This window comes from Pseudomonas mendocina, from assembly GCF_900636545.1.
GTDB classification, from domain to species: domain Bacteria; phylum Pseudomonadota; class Gammaproteobacteria; order Pseudomonadales; family Pseudomonadaceae; genus Aquipseudomonas; species Aquipseudomonas mendocina.
On record NZ_LR134290.1, the window covers coordinates 3,175,849 to 3,194,564 of the forward strand.

Below are 18,716 nucleotides of genomic sequence, written 5' to 3' on the forward strand. Positions count from 1 at the left end.
CGCGCCTCATGGACGCGACCTGGCCGATGGGCTACGCAACTGCTATGCCATATCGAATTCAGATTATCGGCAGGAGAGTGGCACCGCTTGAGTACTGGCAATTAGCCAATTCATTACTCGCAGCATAGCCATAGTCGTACGAGCAGGCGGGAAGATTCGGCAACTATCCGCTTATTGACGCCCAACAACTGGCGATTTATCGCCGATCAGACCTATCCCTCAACGCCATAAAAAAGGCGCAGCTTCCGACGAAGCTGCGCCTGTTTGGCTTGAGCCGGAGTCTTAGCGGCCGGCGAGCACCGGCATCACCCGCGGTCGCAGGGCTTCACCGACCACCGCCAGCAGGCCAATGGCGCCCGCGATCCAGTACCACTGCGCGACCGGGTCGAACAGCAGCCAGCCCAGTGCATGCAGGAACACCACCATGATTAGCACCGGGCTGACGTAGCGCACCATGAACAGCCACAGCGCATAGCCGGCCGGCGGCAGGTCAAGCTCCTCGCGCATGATCTCGCTGCGCAGCGCGTAGCCAGCCAGAAGCACGATGAAGATGCCACCCAGCGGCATCATCCAGCGCGAGGTGAGGTAGTCCAGCCAGTCGAAGAGGTTCTTGCCCAAAGGCGTCCAGCCTGACAGCAGGTTGAACGACAGCATGGCCAGCAGGCTGATCACCAGCAGCACAGCCCCGGAAGCCAGGGCGGCACGCACACGGCTGATACCGTGCTTCTCGTTCAGGTAGGCCACCGTGGCTTCGATCATCGAGATCGCCGAGGTCAGCGCGGCGATCGACACCATGGCGAAGAACAGCACGCCAAAAGCGGTGCCAAATGGCATCTGCTGGAAGGCCAGCGGCAGGCTCATGAAGATCAGCCCCGGCCCGGCGCTCGGGCTCATGCCGTTGGCGAAGATGATCGGGAAGATCGCCAGACCGGCAAGCAACGCCACCAGGGTGTCGCAGATGGCGACCATGAAGGTGGTACGGGCGATGGACTGGCCATCCGGCACATAGGAGCCGTAAGTGAGAATGGCGCCCGAAGCCAGGCTGAGGGTGAAGAAGGCATGACCCAGGGCAGCCAGCAGCGCCTCGCCGGTGATCTTCGAGGCATCGAAGTGGAAGAGGAAGGCGAATCCGGCGTCGAAACTACCACTGGTAAAGGCATAGCCGACCAGCGCGACGAGCATCAGGGCCAGGCCTGGCATCATCCAGCGAACCGCGTTCTCGATACCTTGCTGTACGCCCTTGGCCACGATCCACAGAGTCAGCAACGCCACCAGCACGCTCCAGCCACCGAGCTGCCAGGGGTTGGCGTTGTGCGCCTCGAACACCCCGCCCAGCGCCTCGACGCTGGTGGCGGCCAGGGAGCCGTCGAGCATCTTCCAAGTGTAGGCGAAGGCCCAACCGGCGACGACCACGTAGAAACACAGGATCATGAAACCGGCGAGCATGGCCATGCCGCCGACGGTCTTCCACAGCGGGTTGCCATTGTTCTCGCGCACCACGCGACCGATGGCGTCGATGGGGCTGCCGCGGCCACGACGACCAATGGCGATCTCGGTCATCATCACCGGAATGCCGATGGCCAGGATGCACGCCAGGTACATCAGCACGAAGGCGCCGCCGCCGTATTCGCCGGTGATGTAGGGGAATTTCCAGATATTGCCCAGGCCGACGGCCGAGCCGGTTGCTGCGAGGATGAAGCCCCAGCGCGAGAGCCAGAGATTCTTCGGTTTTTCACGGGTCATGCGTCACCTGTTTGTTTTTATCTGTGACGGAATCGGACCCGCCGCGCTCGTGGCGCAGCGGAATGCAAGGCTTGGGTTGAAGCCAAAGGTGTCACTGGGCGTCGGCTTGTGCCTCCGGCATGGCCAGTTGGAAGGCCTCCAGGAGTTCACAGCATGCTGCCATGGCGACAATGCGTGGGTACGCGGCAAGGTCACAGTTAAAACGCCGCGCATTATACAGCTGCGGGATCAGACAGGCCTCCAGATATCCAGGTCGCTCACCGAGCGACAGGCGCCCTTCGAATACGGCCAGGCCCTCCTCCACTGCAGCCAGGCCGAGCGCGACCCAGTGGCGATACCAGGTGTTCTTCGCCTCATCGGCGACGCCCAGTTCGCTGGACAAGTACTGCAGCACGCGCAGGTTGTTCAGCGGATGCACGTCACAGGCAAGATGCAGCGCCAGTGCACGCACCTGCGCACGCTCGGCCGGATCGGCCGGCAACAGCGTCGGCACCGGGAAGATTTCCTCGAGGTACTCAATGATCGCCAGTGACTGGGCGATGCGTACGCCGCCGTTTTCCTCGTCCACCAACAGCGGCAACAGGCCCTGCGGGTTCAGCGTGCGGTAGGCTGCGCCATGCTGCTGGCCACCATCCTTGATCAGATGCACCGGCACTTGCTCGTAGGCCAGGCCCTTGAGGTTCAGGGCGATACGCACACGGTAGGCGGCGCTGGAGCGCCAGTAGCCGTAGAGTTTCAACATTGTGCATTCCTTTTAAACGCAAACCGTAGGAGCGGCTTCAGCCGCGATGTTTTCAGCACGCTCAAGGCTGATCGCGGCTGAAGCCGCTCCTACAATTCATCTGGCGCCGTAGCGCTCCACCACCTGGTCGATGGCGCCGAAAATGCTCTGGCCAGCTGCGTCGAACATCTCGATGCGCACCCGGTCGCCAAACTTGAGGAACGGCGTTTTCGCCTCGCCCTGCTCGACGATTTCCAGCATGCGTTTCTCCGCCAGGCAGCTGGAGCCGGCACTGCGGTCGTAGTTGGACACGGTGCCCGAGCCAATGATGGTGCCGGCGCCCAGCGGCCGGGTCTTAGCCGCGTGTGCCACCAGAGTTGGGAAGTTGAAGGTCATGTCCACGCCAGCATCCGGCTGGCCGAACAGCACATTGTTGATATGCGACACCAGCGGCCGGTGCACCTTGCCGTCCTTCCAGCTCTCGCCCAGTTCGTCCGGGGTGATGGCGACTGGGGAGAAGCTCGACGACGGTTTGCTCTGGTAGAAACCGAAGCCCTTGGCCAGCTCGCCGGGGATCAGGTTGCGCAGCGACACATCGTTGACCAGCATCAGCAGACGGATATGGCCGCCCGCTTCGGCCGGTGTGGCCCCCATCGGCACGTCATCGGTGATCACCGCCAGCTCGGCTTCCAGGTCGATGCCCCAAGCCTCATCGGCCAGGCTGATCGGACTGTGCGGCGGGATGAAGGCATCGGCGCCGCCCTGGTACATCAGTGGATCATGCCAGAAGGACTCGGGCATCTCTGCGCCACGGGCCTTGCGCACCAGTTCGACGTGGTTGACGTAGGCACTGCCGTCGGCCCAGTGGTAGGCGCGCGGTAAGGGGCTGTGGCAGGCGGCCTGATCGAAGGCGAAGGAGCCCTCCTCCAGACCATCGTTGAGGCGCTGGTAGACTACTTCGAGCTTGGGCCGGGCCACGCCCCATTCGTCCAGCGCCGCCTGCAGCGTGGCGGCGATCTGCGGTACGCGCACGGCACGGGTCAGATCGCGAGAGACCACGATCAACACGCCATCGCGGCCTTGGTTCAGTGATGCGAGTTTCATACTCAAACCTCGTAGGGTGCGCCATGCGCACCATTGCAATCAGACATTCGTGGGCAGCTACAGACCTGGCGCACGCCAGGAATTGACGTACTCGGCCACGTCCACCGCAGCAGCGGCATCGCTCACCTCCAGGGCGCGGCGGGTGTCGATCATCACCGCCACCTCGTCGATGAAAGTGGCCGGATCGACCTGGCTCTTCTTCAGCGCCTTGGGGTGTGGCCCGTGAGGGAAGCCGCACGGATGCAGGGTGACCATGCCCTGCTCGATGTTGTCGCGGCTGAAGAAGTTGCCACGGTGGTAGAACAGCACTTCGTCGTAGTCGTCGTTGTTGTGGAAGAACGGCACCTTGAGCGCACCTGGGTCCGATTCCACCGGGCGCGGGGTGAAGGTGCAGATCACGAAGCCGTTGGCGACGAAGGTGGTGTGCACCGACGGCGGCAGGTGGTAGCGATGGCTGACCAACGGACGAATGTCACGCCAGTTCAGGCGCACCACGGTGTTGTCGCCATGCCAGCCGACCACATCCAGCGGGTTGTAGGGGTAGGTCACGGTGCTGATCTGGCCGCGCCGCTTGATGCGGATCTGCCAGGTGCTCTCGTCCTGCTGCGCCTTGAAGGCGTCGTCTATGTGCGGGTGTTCCAGCACCGCCAGGTCGAAGATTGCCTGCGGGCCGAGCAGGCCCTTGTCCGGCAACTGGTAAGCGCCGTCGCTGTTCTCGATCAGCAGGAAGTAACTCGGCGTACTGGCCTCGATACGCCAGGCGGTGCCACGGGGGATCAGCAGATAGTCGCCGTCGCGGTACTCCAGATGGCCGAAGTCGCAATAAAAGTGCCCGCTGCCTTCATGGACGAACAGCAGCTCGTCGCCATCGGCATTGCGCACCAGGTGACGCATGGCGCCGTGGGTGCGCCACACGCGCAGCTTGACGTCGGCGTTGTGCAGCGTCAGCGGCGCTGCCAACGGGCAATCGCGCTCACTGGGGATGTCGTTGAAGTTGAACGCGTGCGGACGCAGCGGGCCTTCCCAGTCGATCCAGCCGGTGGGCGGATGCTTGTGGTGCAGGTGCGCGGTGGGGCCGAAGAAGCCTTCACGGCCCATCTCGCGCTCGTAGGTGCCCTGCGGCAGATCGCAGTGCGCCTGGCGCGAGCACTCACCTTCACGCAGGGGAAAGCGGATCCATTGACGGCTCATGGCATCACTCCTCGGCGATCACACCGCGACGCAGTTGGTCTTCCTCGATCGACTCGAACAGGGCCTTGAAGTTGCCCTCGCCAAAACCCTGATTGCCCTTGCGCTGGATGATCTCGAAGAAGATCGGGCCGATCACCGTGTTGGTGAAAATCTGCAGCAGGATGCCGTCATCGCCCGGCGCGCCATCGATCAGGATGTTCAGCTCGTGCAATACGTCGGTCGGCTCGCCATGCCCGGCGACGCGGGTATCGACCTTCTCGTAGTAAGTGTCCGGGGTGGTCATGAAGTCCACGCCATTGGCGCGAAGTTGGCGCACGGTGGCGTAGATGTCGTCGGTGGACAGCGCGATGTGCTGGATGCCTTCGCCGTGGTATTCGCGGATGAATTCCTCGATCTGCGACTTGTCGTCGGCCGACTCGTTGATCGGGATGCGGATCTTGCCGCACGGTGCGGTCATGGCGCGGGAGAACAGGCCGGTGAGCTTGCCCTCGATGTCGAAGTAGCGGATCTCGCGGAAGTTGGCGATGCGCTCGTAGAAACCGGACCAGACGTCCATCTGCCCGCGGCGCACGTTGTGGGTCAAATGGTCGATGCACTGCAGGCCGACAGCATTGTCGTTGGAGCTGCGGCCTTCGATGTACTCGAAGTCAACGTCGTAGATGCTCTTGTCGCCGTAGCGGTCGACCAGATACAGCAGGGAGCCGCCGATGCCTTCGACGCAGGGGATGTTCAGTTCGCCGAAGTTGGCGTGGCTGCCCACCAGCGTGGCGCCCTGCTGCTCGACGTAGGCCGCGGCCTGGGCGGCGTTCTTGACCCGGAAGGCCATGGCGCAGGCGCTGGGGCCATGCTTCTCGCCGAAGGCACGCACGTGCCCGGTGGGGCTGCCGTTGAGCACGATGTTGATGTCGTTCTGCTGGAACAGCCACACCTCTTTCGAGCGGTGCTTGGCGGTCTCGGTAAAGCCCATGGCGGTGAACAACTGACGCAGTTGTTCGATGCCTTCAGCATTCGGTGCGGTGAATTCGACGAACTCGAAACCGTCGGTTCCGATGGGGTTGTGCTGCTCGATCTTGGCCACGGCGTTCATCTCGCCTCCTGATTGTCATTGTTATGGCAGCGCACGAATGCGTTGCGGACAACCTCATGACAACCGAGCGCAGACGCGCTCTCAAGATGACTTGCGACACTTCGACACAGTGGCCGAGCGCAGCGCTGGCAAACTTTCGTTACGCCAGGCAGCCAAGGCATGCAATGCCTTGCTTAGCGTAAAAAAAACCTTACATCGTGGTCTGCCGGCTTGCCGCTGGCGCTCACTCAGAGCGCGAGAAGGTGTAGGCGCGCTCGACCTTGGCCACCCGTGTGACAAATGCGGCGTACCAATCAGCTCGCCCCTGCTCACGCACGGCGCTGTGCTCCGCGTGCTCACGCCAGGCGCGAATCGCCTCCTCGCTCTGCCAATAGGACAGCGTGATGCCCAGGCCATCGCTGCGCGCCGACTCCACGCCGAGAAAACCGGGTTGTTGTACGGCCAGTTCCAGCATGCGCTGCGCCGCCTCGGCATAACCGGCGTCCACCTCGGTACGCACTGAGGTGAACATCACCACGTAATAGGGTGGCTCTGGCGTGGCGGCGATCAAGCCACTGCCTCCTGCTGCGCTTCATGTACCGCTTGCACCGCACAAGCACCGACCAGGCCGGCGACCAGCGGCGGCAGGCGCCCCTCCAGCGCCGCACGCTCGGGCTGAAACAGGGTGGCAATGAAGAAAGGATGATCCTCAAGCTCGATGGCGCGCACTGCACCCGCTTCGTCATGCCCGGAGGCCTTCAGCGCCTGCACCATCAGCGGCTCGACGAAGGCATCGTCGAGGCCATAGCGGCACAGGTACTGCTCGCTGATCTCGCGTACCCCGTACAGCTCGGCGATACGCGAGCCGGATACCAGGTGCACGCGCTCGCTGACATCCTGCAGGGCACAGGCCAGCGGCGCGATAAGCGGCGTTGGCGCCTGCGGCGACAGCTCGGCATGTTCGACATCCGTCCAACCCAGCTGATTGCGTGCGTATTCCAGCAGCGCATGCTGGAAGCCACCACAGGTGCCGAGAAATGGCACGCCCTGCTCGCGGGCGAAACGAATCGCGCGCAGCGCACCCTCGGTGGCGACATAGGGGCTGCCCGGCACGCACCAGATACCGTCATAGGCCAACAAGGTCGCATCATCGAGAATGCGCTCAGTGGCCAGCCAGTCATATTCGACCGCCACCCCCAGCGCTTCACCAGCCAGGCGTAGCGCCTCGGGAATGGCGCGGTGCGCAGTAATGGCTGCACTGTAGTCGCCCACCAGGGCGACCTTGACTCGACACTTGCTGTACATGATTTTGCCCCTCTTGCATGGCGGTCTGCCTGGCACTATAAGATGGCGCTCGCGCAATAATAATTGGCGCACTGACAAGCAGAGATTGCAGCCGTGCAATATCAGATCGATCACACCGACCTTTCCCTGGTACTCGCCCTGGTGCGTGGCCGCTCCCTGGCACGAGCGGCCGAGCTGCTCCAGGTGGACGTTTCCACGGTATTTCGCGCCGTACGCCGCCTCGAGGCCGCCCTGGGCGTGGCACTGTTCGAGAAAAGCCGGCGCGGCTACGAGCCCAGTGAAACGGCCCAGGCTCTGGCCGAACAGGCCGAACGCGCCGAACAGGCGCTGGATGCCGCACGCGTGGCGCTGGAGCAGGGCAAGCAGGTGGTCAGCGGCACGGTACGCCTGACCTGTACCGACGCAGTGCTGAGCAGCCTGCTGCTGCCGGCGCTGGCGCGCTTCATGCCCAACTATCCGGCACTGTCGCTGGAACTGGTGACCTCCAACGACTTCGCCAACCTCAGCCGCCGCGACGCCGACCTGGCCCTGCGCCTGACCAACCAGCCGCCGGAGCATCTGATCGGCCGCCGTCTGGCCAAGGTGTCCTACGTGGTCTGCGCACGCGACGACGGGCAGGATCGCAGCGACCTGGCGCGGCAGAGTTGGATCGCCCCGGATGAGTCGATGCCGGATCACGCCACGGTGCTCTGGCGTCTACATGATCTGCCAGGGGTCATGCCCAGCTACCGCTGCAGCAGCATGTACGCCGTGGCGCAACTGACCCGCGCCGGGCTCGGCGTGGCCGCCCTGCCCGACTTCATCCTGCGCAATCAGCAGGATCTGCGCGCACTCAGCGCCCCGCTGCCAGGCTGCGACACCGAGCTGTGGCTGCTGACCCGCCCCGACTGCCGCGCCCTGCGTTCGGTGCAGACCTTGTTCGAGGAGTTGAGCGAAGCCTTGATAAGCAGCGATTGAGATAAAGCGTCGCCGCTGAAGCGCCTCCCACAGGCGCGGAGCAATCTGTCATGCCTTATGAGAGGGCTTTAGCCGCGACAGCCCAGAAGGTTCTGTAGCCCGGATGCAATCCGGGAGCATGGGTTACGAAAAAGAGCATCGCGGCTGAAGCCGTTCCTAACGTACAGGGAGCGTAGAACCGTAGGGCGTGTGCAACCCGCCAGCCATTTGTGGCGGGTTGCACCCGCCCTACAACACAGATCACGTATGAGTGGTTTCAGCGCGAAGCCTAGGCAGTTCAGCCCTGCTGCAAATGCCCATACAGCTTGGCGTACAGCCCACCCTCGGCGATCAGTTGCTGGTGGTCGCCATCCTCGGCCACGCTGCCGCCGTCGAATACCAGCACGCGGTCGGCTTGCTTCACCGCGCTCAGGCGGTGGGCGATGATCAGCGTGGTGCGCCCTTCGAGGAACTGCGCCAGCGCCTGGTGCAGGGCGTACTCGGTGGCCGCATCCAGCGCCGAAGTCGCTTCGTCGAGGATCACCACCTTGGGCTCGGCCAGCACCATACGAGCGATGGCCAGGCGCTGGCGCTGCCCGCCGGACAGACGCACGCCGCTACGCCCGACCACACTGTCCAGCCCCTGCGGCAGTTGCGCAATGCTGTCATGCAGCTGGGCGATGCGCAGCGCCTGCCAGCAGGCCTCGTCGCTGCGTTCGCGGCCCATGGTCAGGTTAGCGCGCACCGTGTCGTTGAACAGCGCCGGGTGCTGCAGCACCACCGCGACGTTGTCGCGCACACCGTCCAGCCCGATCTCCTCCAGCGCGCTGCCGCCGAAGCGGATGCTGCCTGCCTGCGGTGTATAGAGCCCCAGCAGCAGTTGCACCAGGGTGCTCTTGCCGCCGCCGGAAGCGCCAACGATGGCGACCTTCTCGCCTGGGCCGATGGACAGGTCGAGACGATCCAGCACTGGCTCCTCACCATAGCCGAAGGTCAGCCCGCGCACCTCGATACCCACCGTGTCACGGCCCTTGAAGGGATCGACGCGCCCTTCGTACTGCGGCTCATCCTTGCGCGCCAGCAGCTCGTTGATCCGCGTCAGCGCCCCGCCTGCGGCATAGAAGGCGTACTGCAGGCTAAGCAACTGTTCGACCGGACCGATCATGAACCACAGGTAGCTGAACACCGCGAGCATCTGGCCGATGGACAGGTCGGAGAACAGCACGGTAAGCATCGCCGCGGCGCGGAACACATCGATGCCGAACTGGAACAGCAGGCCGCTGGCACGGTTCGACGCGTCGCTTTTCCATTGCGAGGCCACGGCATAATCGCGCACCTCACGCGCTCGCCCGCCAAGACGCCCCAGGAAGTAGCCCTGGCGGTTGCCGGCACGTACTTCCTGGATCGCTTCCAAGGTCTCGGTCAGTGCCTGGGTGAAACGCGAGGTACTGTCGTTCTCCAGCTTCTTCAGGTGCTTGACCTTCTTGCCCAGCAGCACGGTGGCGTAGATCACCAGCGGATTGAACAGGAGGATCAGCAGCGCCAATTGCCAGTGCATCCAGATCAGGATGGCCGAGGTGCCGACCAGGGTCAGCACCGCCACCAGAAAGCGGCTGAGGGTCTCACCGACGAACTTGTCCAGGGTATCCAGATCGGTGACCAGGTGAGTGCTCACCGTGCCGCCCCCCAAACTCTCGTACTCGCCGAGGGAAATGCGCTTGAGCCGCTCGATCAGGCGCATGCGGATGCGGTAGACGATGTCCTTCGACAGCCTGGCGAACAGGCGCGCCTGCAATACGTTGAAAATCAGCGCCGAGCCGCGCAGCAGCAGGGTCAACAGCAACATCAGGCCGATATAGCCGGCCGCCGTTTCCCAGTTGGCTGGCAGGAAGTTGTCCATCACCTTGAGCGCCGCATCACCGTCGTGCAGTAGCACTTCGTCCACCAGCAACGGCAATAGCAACGGGATTGGCACGCTGCACAGGGTCGCCAGCACGGCGACCAGATTGGCCAGAATCAGCGCTTTCTTGTGACGCAGGGCCAGGCGGCGAATTTCTGCCCAGCTCAACCGATCAGGCATTGGCAGCGCGCTCCAGCCAGCGGCCCAGCAGCGGAGACAAGGCCTCGAGTGGCTGGTAGCCGTTGGTCAGCAGCGCCAGTTGACCATCGCGCTCGGCCAGCAGCGTCGGGAAGCCGGCGATACCCAGATCCTGCACCCAGGTGAAGTCTGCGGCGGTGGCCTCATGCATCGCCTGGCTGTCGAAGGCCTCGGCGAACTCGATACGCGGAATACCGGCCCGCTCGGCCAGTTGCACCAGCACGCTGGCCTGGGTGACATCGACGCCCTCGGTGTAGAAGGCGCGCTGGATAAGCTTGAGCAAGGTCCAGGCACTGGGCGCGTCGAGATTGCGCGCAGTGACCAGTGCACGACACGCTGGCTCGGTGTCGTACACCAGCCCCTCGGGCAGACCGCGGTCGAAATCGAATAATTGCCCGGTACTGGCGTTCACCGCCTGCCAATAACCCAGATAACGCACGCGCGCGGCGGCGTCGATCGCCACTTGATCGCGACGCAGGCCGCCCACCACGATCTGCAGCGGCACGCCGGCTCCCGCCGCCTGCTCGGCCAGTGCTTCGACCACAGGGGCAAAGCCCCAGCACCAGGAGCACATCGGGTCCATCACGTAGAGCAGGCGGCTCGCCATGGGGTCAGGCCTCGTTCAGTTGGCGGGGGTCACGGCCGATGGGGTGCGGCTGGTTGCGCTGGCGCGCCAGCTCGATCTGCTTCTGCCGTTCACGGGCACCTTCGCGAGTCTTCTCCGGCAGCGAATCCCAGCAATGCGGGCAGCTGACGCCGGGGCTGTAGAACTCGGACTGGCGGTCTTCCACGGAGATCGGATTGCGGCAGGCATGGCACTGATCGTAGTCGCCTTCGGACAGGTCGTGGCGCACGGTCACACGGTTGTCGAAGACGAAGCAGTCGCCCTGCCACTTGGTCTGATCCTGTGGCACTTCCTCAAGGTATTTGAGAATGCCGCCCTTGAGGTGATAGACCTCCTCGAAACCTTCGCCGAGCATGTAGCTGGAGGCCTTCTCGCAGCGGATACCGCCGGTGCAGAACATCGCCACCTTCTTGTGTTTGCTCGGGTCGAAGTGGGCCTTGATGTACTCCGGGAACTCGCGGAAAGACTTGGTCTTGGGGTCGATGGCACCCTCGAAGGTACCGATGGCTACTTCGTAGTCATTACGCGTATCGATCAGCAGCACTTCCGGATCGCTGATCAGGGCATTCCAGTCCTGCGGCTCGACATAAGTGCCGACGCGCTGGTTGGGGTCGACGCCCGGCACGCCAAGGGTGACGATTTCCTTTTTCAGCTTGACCTTGGTGCGATAGAACGGCTGTTCATCGCAATAGGATTCCTTGTGGTCGATATCGGCCAGACGAGCATCCAGACGGAACCAAGCGAGCAGCGCGTCGATGCCGGTACGGCTGCCGGACACGGTGCCGTTGATGCCTTCTTCGGCAAGCAACAGCGTGCCCTTGATGCCATTGTCGATAAGGGTTTGCAGCAAAGGCTCGCGCAGCGCCTGGTAATCCGGCAGGGAGACGAATTTATACAGCGCCGCGACGACGATCTTGTCGGTCATGAACAGTTCTCTCAGTAGTCGCCCACGTAAAGGGCGGACTGGACCTCGATCTGCTGCGTGCAGGACCTGTCGCGTTAAAAACAGGCTCTAGCGAGATCGAGAACTCAAACGAAAGCGCCGGCGTGGGCCGGCGCGGGGGCAATTCTACCGCAGAGATGAAGGCCTCGCACTCCGGCGGGCGACCAAGCGCAGCGACAGGTCGTCGCGCAGCCTGACTCAATGGTCGTGCTTGCTGCCACCATGGCAGGTCGGCGAGGCTGGCGCCACGCCCTGCGCCGCCCACTCCTGCGGCGTGTAGGTATGCAGCGCCAGCGCGTGGATCTGCCCCATCAGCTCACCGACGGTGGCATAGACCTTCTGATGTCGCTTGACCGCATTCAGCTCGGCGAATGCCGAGCTGACGATCACCGCCTTGTAGTGGGTTTCCAGGCCACGGCTGTGCATATGGCTCTCATCCAGCACTTCGAGATGCTCGGGTTCCAGCGCGGCGAGGGCAGCGGCAATCAGGTCTTGCTTGGACATCTTGAGCTCCATCAGGGTTGTTTAGGCAATCCGAGCTCGCCGCTCATGTCGGCCAGCAGCTTGTTCACCTCAGGTACCGCAGATTCCAGCTTGCTCTGGGTGATCTGCGCAGATTGCGCGGTCAGGGTCGGCATCTTCTGCAGCACCTTCTGCCCCAACGGCGACTCGTAGAACGCGATCAGGTCCTTGAGCTCCTGCTCGTTGAAGTTGCTGGTGTAGAGCTTGACCATGTCCGGCTTCAGCTTGTCCCAGCCCACCGCCTTGTCCAGCGCGGCGTTGGCCTTGGCCTGATAGCTCTCCAGCACCGCCTTCTTGCCATCCGGAGCCTGAGCGAAACGCTGGGCGAACATCTGCTGCACCTGGCCGTACACCGGCACGGTCAACTTGTCGGCATGGGCCAGCTTGAGAAAACGCTCGGCATCGGCAGCGTGGCTGGCAGCATCGGCCATGGCCAGGGATGCGCTCGCGCTGAGCAGAACGGCGGTGCAGAGTTTGGAGAAACGGAGCATGAGAAGGCGTCCAGGGTTATGAATGAGTCTGGGTAGACTGCGGTGGCGGCATTTTGTGCCCTACGCCCAAAACCCTCAAGCGAGGCGAGTTGCGCACTGGCTCACAATAGCCATGCAGACCGGCGCACCCATTGGTCAGTTGCCAAAATGCCAGCACTTGCCCATGCTTGGGCAAGCTCGGCATCCTGCGTGATATTCGCCATTCTTATCAAGGCGTGCGCACTCTCCCGACCGGCAATTGATCGCCAGCCTGCGCACATACATGGACGTGCCCGATGACCAGCCTCACTTCACATGCACCTTTTCCGCTCCAGCCACTCTGCGACAGCAAGGGCCGTTTGCTGGACGAGGCTGTCGGCTGGTCCAGCCGCCCGCTGGTGGACTGCGCCCTGCACGGTCACCTGGGGCGGCGCAAACGCTGGAACCACTGGTGCATCACCACGCCGCAATGGATGCTCGCGCTGACGCTGGCCGACCTCGACTACGTCGGTTACGGCGCCGCCTACTTTCTAGATATGGAAACCGGCCAGCCAGCCGCCCACACCCAACTGCGCCCTTTCGCCCTGGGCTGCCAGCTGCCCGATGTGCCGCTGGACAGCCACGCTTTCAGTCATTCTCGACTGCAACTGCGCATCGACGAACACCCTGGTCGCCTGCGTCTTACCGCATCAGCGCCCGATATCGGCGGCCAACCGCTGCAGATCGCCCTGGACATTCAGCGCCCTGCCCACCTGCAGTCGGTCAATCTGGTGGCGCCGCTGAAAAATGGTGGCTTTCATGCCACCAGTCGTCAGTTGGGCCTACCCGCTGCAGGCAGCCTGCAACTGGGTCATAAACATTACAGCTGCGTGCCGGGCCAGAGCTTCGCCGCATTGGACTTCGGCCGCGGCGTCTGGCCGTTGAACAGCCACTGGCAGCGGGCAGCCTTCGCTGCCGCGGGCGGCATCGCCGGCAACTTCGGTACAGGCTGGCTGGATTACAGCGGTTTGTCGGAGAACTCGCTTTGGTTCGGCGGTGAAGTACAGCAGCTCGACAGTACGCTGCATATCGTCCGCAGTTCGCAGGCACCGCTGGCACCCTGGCGCCTGGACAGCGAGGACGATCGGGTGTCCCTGCGCTTCACTCCCCGCCAGTTGCATAGAGCCCGTCCCAAGTTCGGCCCCTTCCATGCCCACACCGTGCAGCGCTTCGGCCATTACGATGGTGTGCTGCGTGGCCCGAAGGGCGAACGCGTTCCGGTAGACAGTGCATTGGGCTGGCTGGGTGAGACCCACGCCCGCTGGTAATCGACGCGATAGATAAGTTGCGGAACCAGTCTCCAGCGGCGCGACCTAAACTGCCAGCAACCTCGAACATGCCCGGAGAACGCCATGAGCCGTACCGAAACCGACAGCATCGGCCCCATCGAAGTACCCAACGACGCCTACTGGGGTGCGCAGACACAGCGCTCGCTGATCAACTTCGCCATCGGCCAGGAACGTATGCCGCTGGCCGTGTTGCATGCCCTGGCGTTGATCAAGAAAGCTGCTGCACGGGTAAACAGCCGCAGCGGCGAACTGCCTGCGGATATCGCCCGGCTTATCGAGCAGGCGGCCGATGAAGTACTCGAAGGCCAGCACGACTCGCAGTTTCCCCTGGTGGTCTGGCAGACCGGTAGCGGCACGCAGAGCAACATGAACGTCAACGAAGTGATCGCCGGCCGCGCCAACGAACTGGCTGGCGGCCAACGTGGCGGCAAGAGCCCGGTCCACCCCAACGACCACGTCAACCGCGCCCAGAGCTCCAACGACTGCTTCCCCACGGCCATGCACATTGCCGCCGTCCAGGGTGTGCGCCATTGCCTGCTACCGGCATTGGCCGAACTGCGTGACGGCCTGCAAGAGCAGGCGCAGCGCCATGCCAATCTGGTCAAGACCGGGCGCACCCATATGATGGACGCCACCCCCATCACCTTCGGCCAGGAGCTGTCTGCCTTCGTTGCCCAGCTCGGCCATGCCGAAGCGGCGATTCGCGCTGCCCTGCCCGCCGTCTGTGAACTGGCCCAGGGCGGGACTGCCGTCGGCACCGGGCTGAACGCGCCGGCCGGTTTCGCCGAGGCCATCGCAGCCGAGCTGGCGGCCCTCTCCGGCCTGCCGCTGACCAGCGCACCGAACAAGTTCGCCGCACTGGCCGGGCACGAGCCGCTGGTGCAGCTCTCCGGCGCGCTGAAGACCCTGGCCGTGGCATTGATGAAACTGGCCAACGATCTGCGCCTGCTGGGCTCCGGCCCGCGCGCCGGATTCGCCGAGGTACGCCTGCCAGCCAACGAGCCGGGCAGCTCGATCATGCCCGGCAAGGTCAATCCAACCCAGTGCGAAGCGCTGTCGATGCTCGCCTGCCAGGTGCTGGGCAACGATGCCACTATCAGCTTCGCCGCCAGTCAGGGGCACTTGCAGCTCAACGTGTTCAAACCGGTGATCATCCATAACCTGTTGCAGTCGATCCGCCTGCTTGCCGACGGCTGCCGCAACTTCCAGCAGCACTGCGTGGCGGACCTGCAACCGGATGCCGCGCAAATGGCTGCGCACCTGGAAAACGGCCTGATGCTGGTGACAGCGCTCAATCCCCACATCGGCTACGACAAAGCCGCAGAGATCGCCAAGAAGGCCTACGCCGAAGGCAGCACGCTACGCCAGGCAGCACTGCAACTCGGTTACCTGAATGAAGAGGAGTTCGACCAATGGGTCAGACCACAAGACATGCTCGGAGCCGGGCGGCATGAGTGAGGGCAAGAGCGGCGCCACACCGCTGGAAGGCGATGGCAAACGAATCCTGCTGGTACTCGGCACACCGAAGAAGAACAGTCTCTGCCACGCCTTGGCGGAGGCCTATAGCCAGGGTGCACGCAGCAAAGGCCACGTGGTTCGCCAACTGAAGCTGGGCGAAATGCAGTTCGACCCGATACTGCGCGACGGCTATGAACAGAGCCAGAGCCTGGAGCCGGACCTGCTGGAGGCGCAGCGTCTGATCCACTGGGCCGAGCATCTGGTGTTCGTCTACCCGGTCTGGTGGGGCGGAATACCAGCGCTGCTGAAAGGTTTCTTCGACCGGGTGTTCCTGCCCGGCTTCGCCTTCAAGTACCGCAACCGCTCGCAGCTCTGGGATAAACTGCTCAGCGGCCGCAACGCCGATCTGCTGGTGACCATGGACACGCCGCGCTGGTACTTCCGCTGGGTCTACGGCGCCCCGGCGCATCGGCAGATGGTGCGTACCATCCTCGGCTTCTCCGGCATCAAGACCCGCCGCCTGAGCGAGTTCGCCCCAGTGCGCCCCTCCAGTGAAGAACAGCGCCAGAGCTGGCTGCGCAAGGCTGAAGCGCTGGGCAGCAGCGTTTAAGCAACCTCATCGCCTAGTCTTGCGTGCCCGCAATGCAGCCATCAATGACGGACCGAGGGCGGTGAATGCAGAACCGAGCACCACGACTACGGCGCCGGTATAGGCGATCCAGTTGACCTGCTCAGGCAGCACGTGATCCGGCCACCAGGTCGAGGCCAGGGCTACGGAAACGAAGGTCACCAGCGGTGTCAGCGCCAGGGTCGCGCTGACCCTGGAGGCCTCCCAATGCGCCAACGCCTCGGCGAAAGCACCGTAGGCGACCAGGGTATTCAGGCAGCAGGCCAGCAGCAGCCAGCCTTGAAGCGGGCTCAGCTCCAGCACCTGCATTGGCTGTGCCCAAGGCGTTAGCAGCAGTGCACAGGCCAGGTAGATGACCATCATCACCTGCACCGAATTCCACGAAGTCAGCAGTTGCTTCTGCGCCAGACCATAGAAGGTCCAGACGAAAGCAGCGGCCAGCACGGTCAGCACGCCGGTGGTATAGGTGGTCAGCGAGGTCAGCAACTCACTCAGGCGCTGGTTGAAGAACAGGCCGAAGCCCAGCAGCATCACCATCAGGCCAATCGCCTGGCCCAGACTGAAACGTTCGCGAAAGACGAACAGGCTGCTGATCAAAAGCAAAATTGGCGCGACCTGAATCACCAGTTGCGTGGTTCCGGGGCTAAGCAGGTTGAGCCCGACCAGATACAGCACGTAGTTGGCAGTCAGTCCGCCGATGGCCAAGGCCAGTAGCCAGCCCCCCTTGCGCCCGAGCGGGCGAAAACGCGGTAGGCGCCGAGTGGCCGCCAGATAGGCGAACAACAGGGAGCCCGCCACAGCCAGGCGGTACCAGGTGACGGTTACCGGATCCATCACCTGAAGAACTTCTTTCAGTTTGATTGGCAGGATGCCCCAGAGCACGGAGGTGGTCAGGGCGAGTAGCAGGCCGTATATCCAACGACCGGAGGAAATGTGCATGGAGACCTCTGGCAAGCGGTCGACAGAGCATGTCGTCCGCAGCCGGCCATTCTAGGAGAGGTCAGGCTATCGACACAGTAACAGTTCAGCCTGGCTGACGAACATAACTGTACTGATCGACAGCTGAAGCCTGCCAGAAGATCGACGCCAGAAATCCATAAGAATTGCTAAAAACCACCAAAAATCAGCCAATTACGACCATCTGTCGCTTTACCCAACGCACCGCTTCGCTGGCATTAGACTCAGATTATTCAGCCCCCTCACATGGAGCTTTCGTCATGTTCGGCCAACGTACAGCTGACCCGCAGCCGGGTACGCACTACCGCAGTTCACGTGTCAGCGCCGTCAATGGCCAGTATTTCTTCGCCACACGCGAAGGCACGCTGGAAGGCCCCTATCTCTCCCGCCACGACGCCGAACAGAGCATAGCGCGCTATATCGAGCGCATGGCCATGGCCGACAAGCTGCTGCGCCATAGCAGCGAGCACATCGACAACCTGCAGCGCCGCGAAGCGATCAAGCACAATCAGGAGCTTTGAGCGCACGCCTCGCTACAAACGCGCCAAGCCCATATCCTCCCGATGCGCCGCCAGGTGTGGTAATACCGCTGCCAGCAGCGGCTCCTTGAAGGCATCTTGGAAGCGATGTGCCAACCCCGGAATCAGCTTGAGTTCGGAGCCCTTGATATGTGCCGCGACATGCACGCCGTGCATCACCGGCAATAGCGGATCAGCCGTGCCATGCACCACCAGCGTCGGCACGTTCAAGCGGTTGAGCAACTCGACCCGGCTCGACTCGGCGAGAATCGCCAGCAACTGCCGCTGCACCCCCTCGGGATTGAATGCGCGGTCATAGGCCACTTCGGCCTGACGCAGAAGCAGAGCACGATCATCATGCACGGCCGGACTTCCCAGCGCGGCGAGCAGGTCAGCCTGCTGCTGCAGAGCGGCCTCGCGACTGCCGGCCTCACGTCGCGCCAACAGGGCAACCAGGGCATCGCTTGGCGCTGGCAAGCCTTGTGCACCCGAGCTTGTCATAACCAGCGTCAGGCTGAGCACGCGCTGCGGCGCCAGGTCGGCCAGGTGTTGGGCGATCATCCCGCCCATACTCGCGCCCAAGACGTGAAAGGCTTCGACCCCGAGGCTGTCCATCAATCCCAGGGCATCCCCCGCCATGTCACGCAGATGATAAGGCGCGCCAAGCGACAACCCCAGGCGATAGCGCAGCACCTCATAAGGCAGATTGATGCTCGGCGCAGGCTTGCGCCAGGTGCTCAGCCCCACATCGCGATTGTCGAAGCGCACCACACGAAAGCCCTGCTGGCACAGGCGCTCGACCACCTCGTCAGGCCAATGGATCAGCTGTCCACCCAGGCCCATGACCAGTAGCAGAGCCGGGTCGCGCTCGCTACCGACACTCTGGTAGGCCAGGCGCACGTCGCCGACGTCGGCATACCGGGTTGGCTCGGAAATATCACAACGGTTGGCCGCAAAAGACGGCAGGACGCACAGCATTGCGACCACGAAGAAGAATGCACGCATGAAAAACACCAGAAACGCAGAACCCCACTGGAACGCGATTCTGGTGAAAGTCGTTCGACGGCGCTGCCACATCAGCGTGACAGTTTGATGAAGGAGGA

The 18,716-nt window shown here is 63.2% G+C and carries 18 protein-coding genes and 1 pseudogene; 5 read left to right on the top strand and 14 right to left on the bottom strand.

All coding sequences use genetic code 11. The features are described 5' to 3' along the window. Window positions 1-282 precede the first annotated feature (282 nt). The 7 genes from EL191_RS14700 to EL191_RS14730 form a co-directional block, all read right to left on the bottom strand. Entirely contained in the window at window positions 283-1,743 is a 1,461-nt protein-coding gene (locus tag EL191_RS14700; RefSeq protein ID WP_041980867.1) for a sodium-dependent transporter, read from the bottom strand. Window positions 1,744-1,834: 91 nt separating this feature from the next. Beyond that, complete coding sequence (gene maiA, locus EL191_RS14705; RefSeq protein WP_041980864.1) at window positions 1,835-2,485, bottom strand: maleylacetoacetate isomerase; 651 nt, start codon at window positions 2,483-2,485, stop codon at window positions 1,835-1,837. 96 nt (window positions 2,486-2,581) lie between these two features. Next, a complete protein-coding gene (locus EL191_RS14710; RefSeq protein ID WP_041980863.1) occupies window positions 2,582-3,568 on the bottom strand; it encodes a fumarylacetoacetate hydrolase family protein in 987 nt (328 codons plus the stop codon). 57 nt (window positions 3,569-3,625) lie between these two features. After that, window positions 3,626-4,759 (bottom strand): homogentisate 1,2-dioxygenase, encoded by a 1,134-nt coding sequence (locus EL191_RS14715; protein ID WP_041980861.1) that lies wholly within the window; start codon window positions 4,757-4,759, stop codon window positions 3,626-3,628. A 4-nt stretch (window positions 4,760-4,763) separates the two neighbouring features. Next, complete coding sequence (gene hppD / locus EL191_RS14720; protein WP_041980860.1) at window positions 4,764-5,846, bottom strand: 4-hydroxyphenylpyruvate dioxygenase; 1,083 nt, start codon at window positions 5,844-5,846, stop codon at window positions 4,764-4,766. A 223-nt stretch (window positions 5,847-6,069) separates the two neighbouring features. Further along, window positions 6,070-6,396 carry an antibiotic biosynthesis monooxygenase family protein gene (locus EL191_RS14725; RefSeq protein ID WP_041980859.1) on the bottom strand — a complete coding sequence of 109 codons (327 nt, stop codon included), beginning with the start codon at window positions 6,394-6,396 and terminating at the stop codon, window positions 6,070-6,072. Further along, window positions 6,393-7,130, bottom strand: coding sequence for a CTP synthase C-terminal region-related (seleno)protein (locus EL191_RS14730; RefSeq protein WP_041980858.1), 738 nt, complete (start codon window positions 7,128-7,130; stop codon window positions 6,393-6,395). The genes EL191_RS14725 and EL191_RS14730 overlap by 4 nt, the downstream gene beginning before the upstream one ends. Window positions 7,131-7,223: 93 nt before the next feature. On the opposite strand from EL191_RS14730, the gene EL191_RS14735 reads away from it, so the two are divergent. Then, window positions 7,224-8,087 (top strand): LysR family transcriptional regulator, encoded by an 864-nt coding sequence (locus EL191_RS14735; protein ID WP_041980856.1) that lies wholly within the window; start codon window positions 7,224-7,226, stop codon window positions 8,085-8,087. Window positions 8,088-8,364: 277 nt separating this feature from the next. On the opposite strand, the gene EL191_RS14740 is transcribed toward EL191_RS14735, so the two are convergent. From EL191_RS14740 to EL191_RS14760, 5 genes are all read right to left on the bottom strand, one after another. Then, on the bottom strand, window positions 8,365-10,146 hold the full coding sequence (locus EL191_RS14740) for an ABC transporter ATP-binding protein (RefSeq protein WP_041980855.1): 1,782 nt from the start codon (window positions 10,144-10,146) through the stop codon (window positions 8,365-8,367). Continuing rightward, the gene (locus tag EL191_RS14745; protein ID WP_041980854.1) at window positions 10,139-10,771 is read right to left on the bottom strand and encodes a DsbA family protein; all 633 of its coding nucleotides are present in this window, start codon (window positions 10,769-10,771) and stop codon (window positions 10,139-10,141) included. The genes EL191_RS14740 and EL191_RS14745 overlap by 8 nt, the downstream gene beginning before the upstream one ends. 4 nt (window positions 10,772-10,775) lie before the next feature. Then, window positions 10,776-11,714: an oxygen-dependent tRNA uridine(34) hydroxylase TrhO gene (trhO, locus tag EL191_RS14750; RefSeq protein WP_041980853.1), complete on the bottom strand. Its 939-nt coding sequence runs from the start codon at window positions 11,712-11,714 to the stop codon at window positions 10,776-10,778. Between the two features lie 216 nt (window positions 11,715-11,930). Beyond that, window positions 11,931-12,236 carry a BolA family protein gene (locus EL191_RS14755; RefSeq protein WP_013716253.1) on the bottom strand — a complete coding sequence of 102 codons (306 nt, stop codon included), beginning with the start codon at window positions 12,234-12,236 and terminating at the stop codon, window positions 11,931-11,933. An 11-nt stretch (window positions 12,237-12,247) separates the two neighbouring features. Beyond that, window positions 12,248-12,745 carry a DUF2059 domain-containing protein gene (locus tag EL191_RS14760; protein ID WP_013716254.1) on the bottom strand — a complete coding sequence of 166 codons (498 nt, stop codon included), beginning with the start codon at window positions 12,743-12,745 and terminating at the stop codon, window positions 12,248-12,250. Between the two features lie 275 nt (window positions 12,746-13,020). Here EL191_RS14760 and EL191_RS14765 point away from each other — a divergent pair, with 275 nt between their 5' ends. The 3 genes from EL191_RS14765 to EL191_RS14775 all read left to right on the top strand — a co-directional run bounded on the left by EL191_RS14765 (window position 13,021) and on the right by EL191_RS14775 (window position 16,120). Continuing rightward, window positions 13,021-14,031, top strand: coding sequence for a DUF2804 domain-containing protein (locus EL191_RS14765; protein WP_041980852.1), 1,011 nt, complete (start codon window positions 13,021-13,023; stop codon window positions 14,029-14,031). An 84-nt stretch (window positions 14,032-14,115) separates the two neighbouring features. Further along, on the top strand, window positions 14,116-15,510 hold the full coding sequence (locus tag EL191_RS14770) for a class II fumarate hydratase (RefSeq protein WP_041980851.1): 1,395 nt from the start codon (window positions 14,116-14,118) through the stop codon (window positions 15,508-15,510). Further along, window positions 15,503-16,120 (top strand): NAD(P)H-dependent oxidoreductase, encoded by a 618-nt coding sequence (locus tag EL191_RS14775; protein WP_041980850.1) that lies wholly within the window; start codon window positions 15,503-15,505, stop codon window positions 16,118-16,120. The genes EL191_RS14770 and EL191_RS14775 overlap by 8 nt, the downstream gene beginning before the upstream one ends. Before the next feature lie 6 nt (window positions 16,121-16,126). Here the strand turns inward: EL191_RS14775 and EL191_RS14780 are convergent, their stop codons facing one another. Next, window positions 16,127-17,077 carry a DMT family transporter gene (locus EL191_RS14780; RefSeq protein WP_041980849.1) on the bottom strand — a complete coding sequence of 317 codons (951 nt, stop codon included), beginning with the start codon at window positions 17,075-17,077 and terminating at the stop codon, window positions 16,127-16,129. Between the two features lie 278 nt (window positions 17,078-17,355). On the opposite strand from EL191_RS14780, the pseudogene EL191_RS14785 reads away from it, so the two are divergent. Further along, window positions 17,356-17,544 (top strand): annotated as a pseudogene (locus EL191_RS14785) (DUF6316 family protein); the annotation flags it as partial. Window positions 17,545-17,628: 84 nt separating this feature from the next. Here EL191_RS14785 and EL191_RS14790 read toward each other — a convergent pair. Next, window positions 17,629-18,618, bottom strand: a complete 990-nt coding sequence (locus EL191_RS14790; RefSeq protein WP_041980848.1) for an alpha/beta fold hydrolase — start codon at window positions 18,616-18,618, stop codon at window positions 17,629-17,631. Window positions 18,619-18,716: the final 98 nt, after the last annotated feature.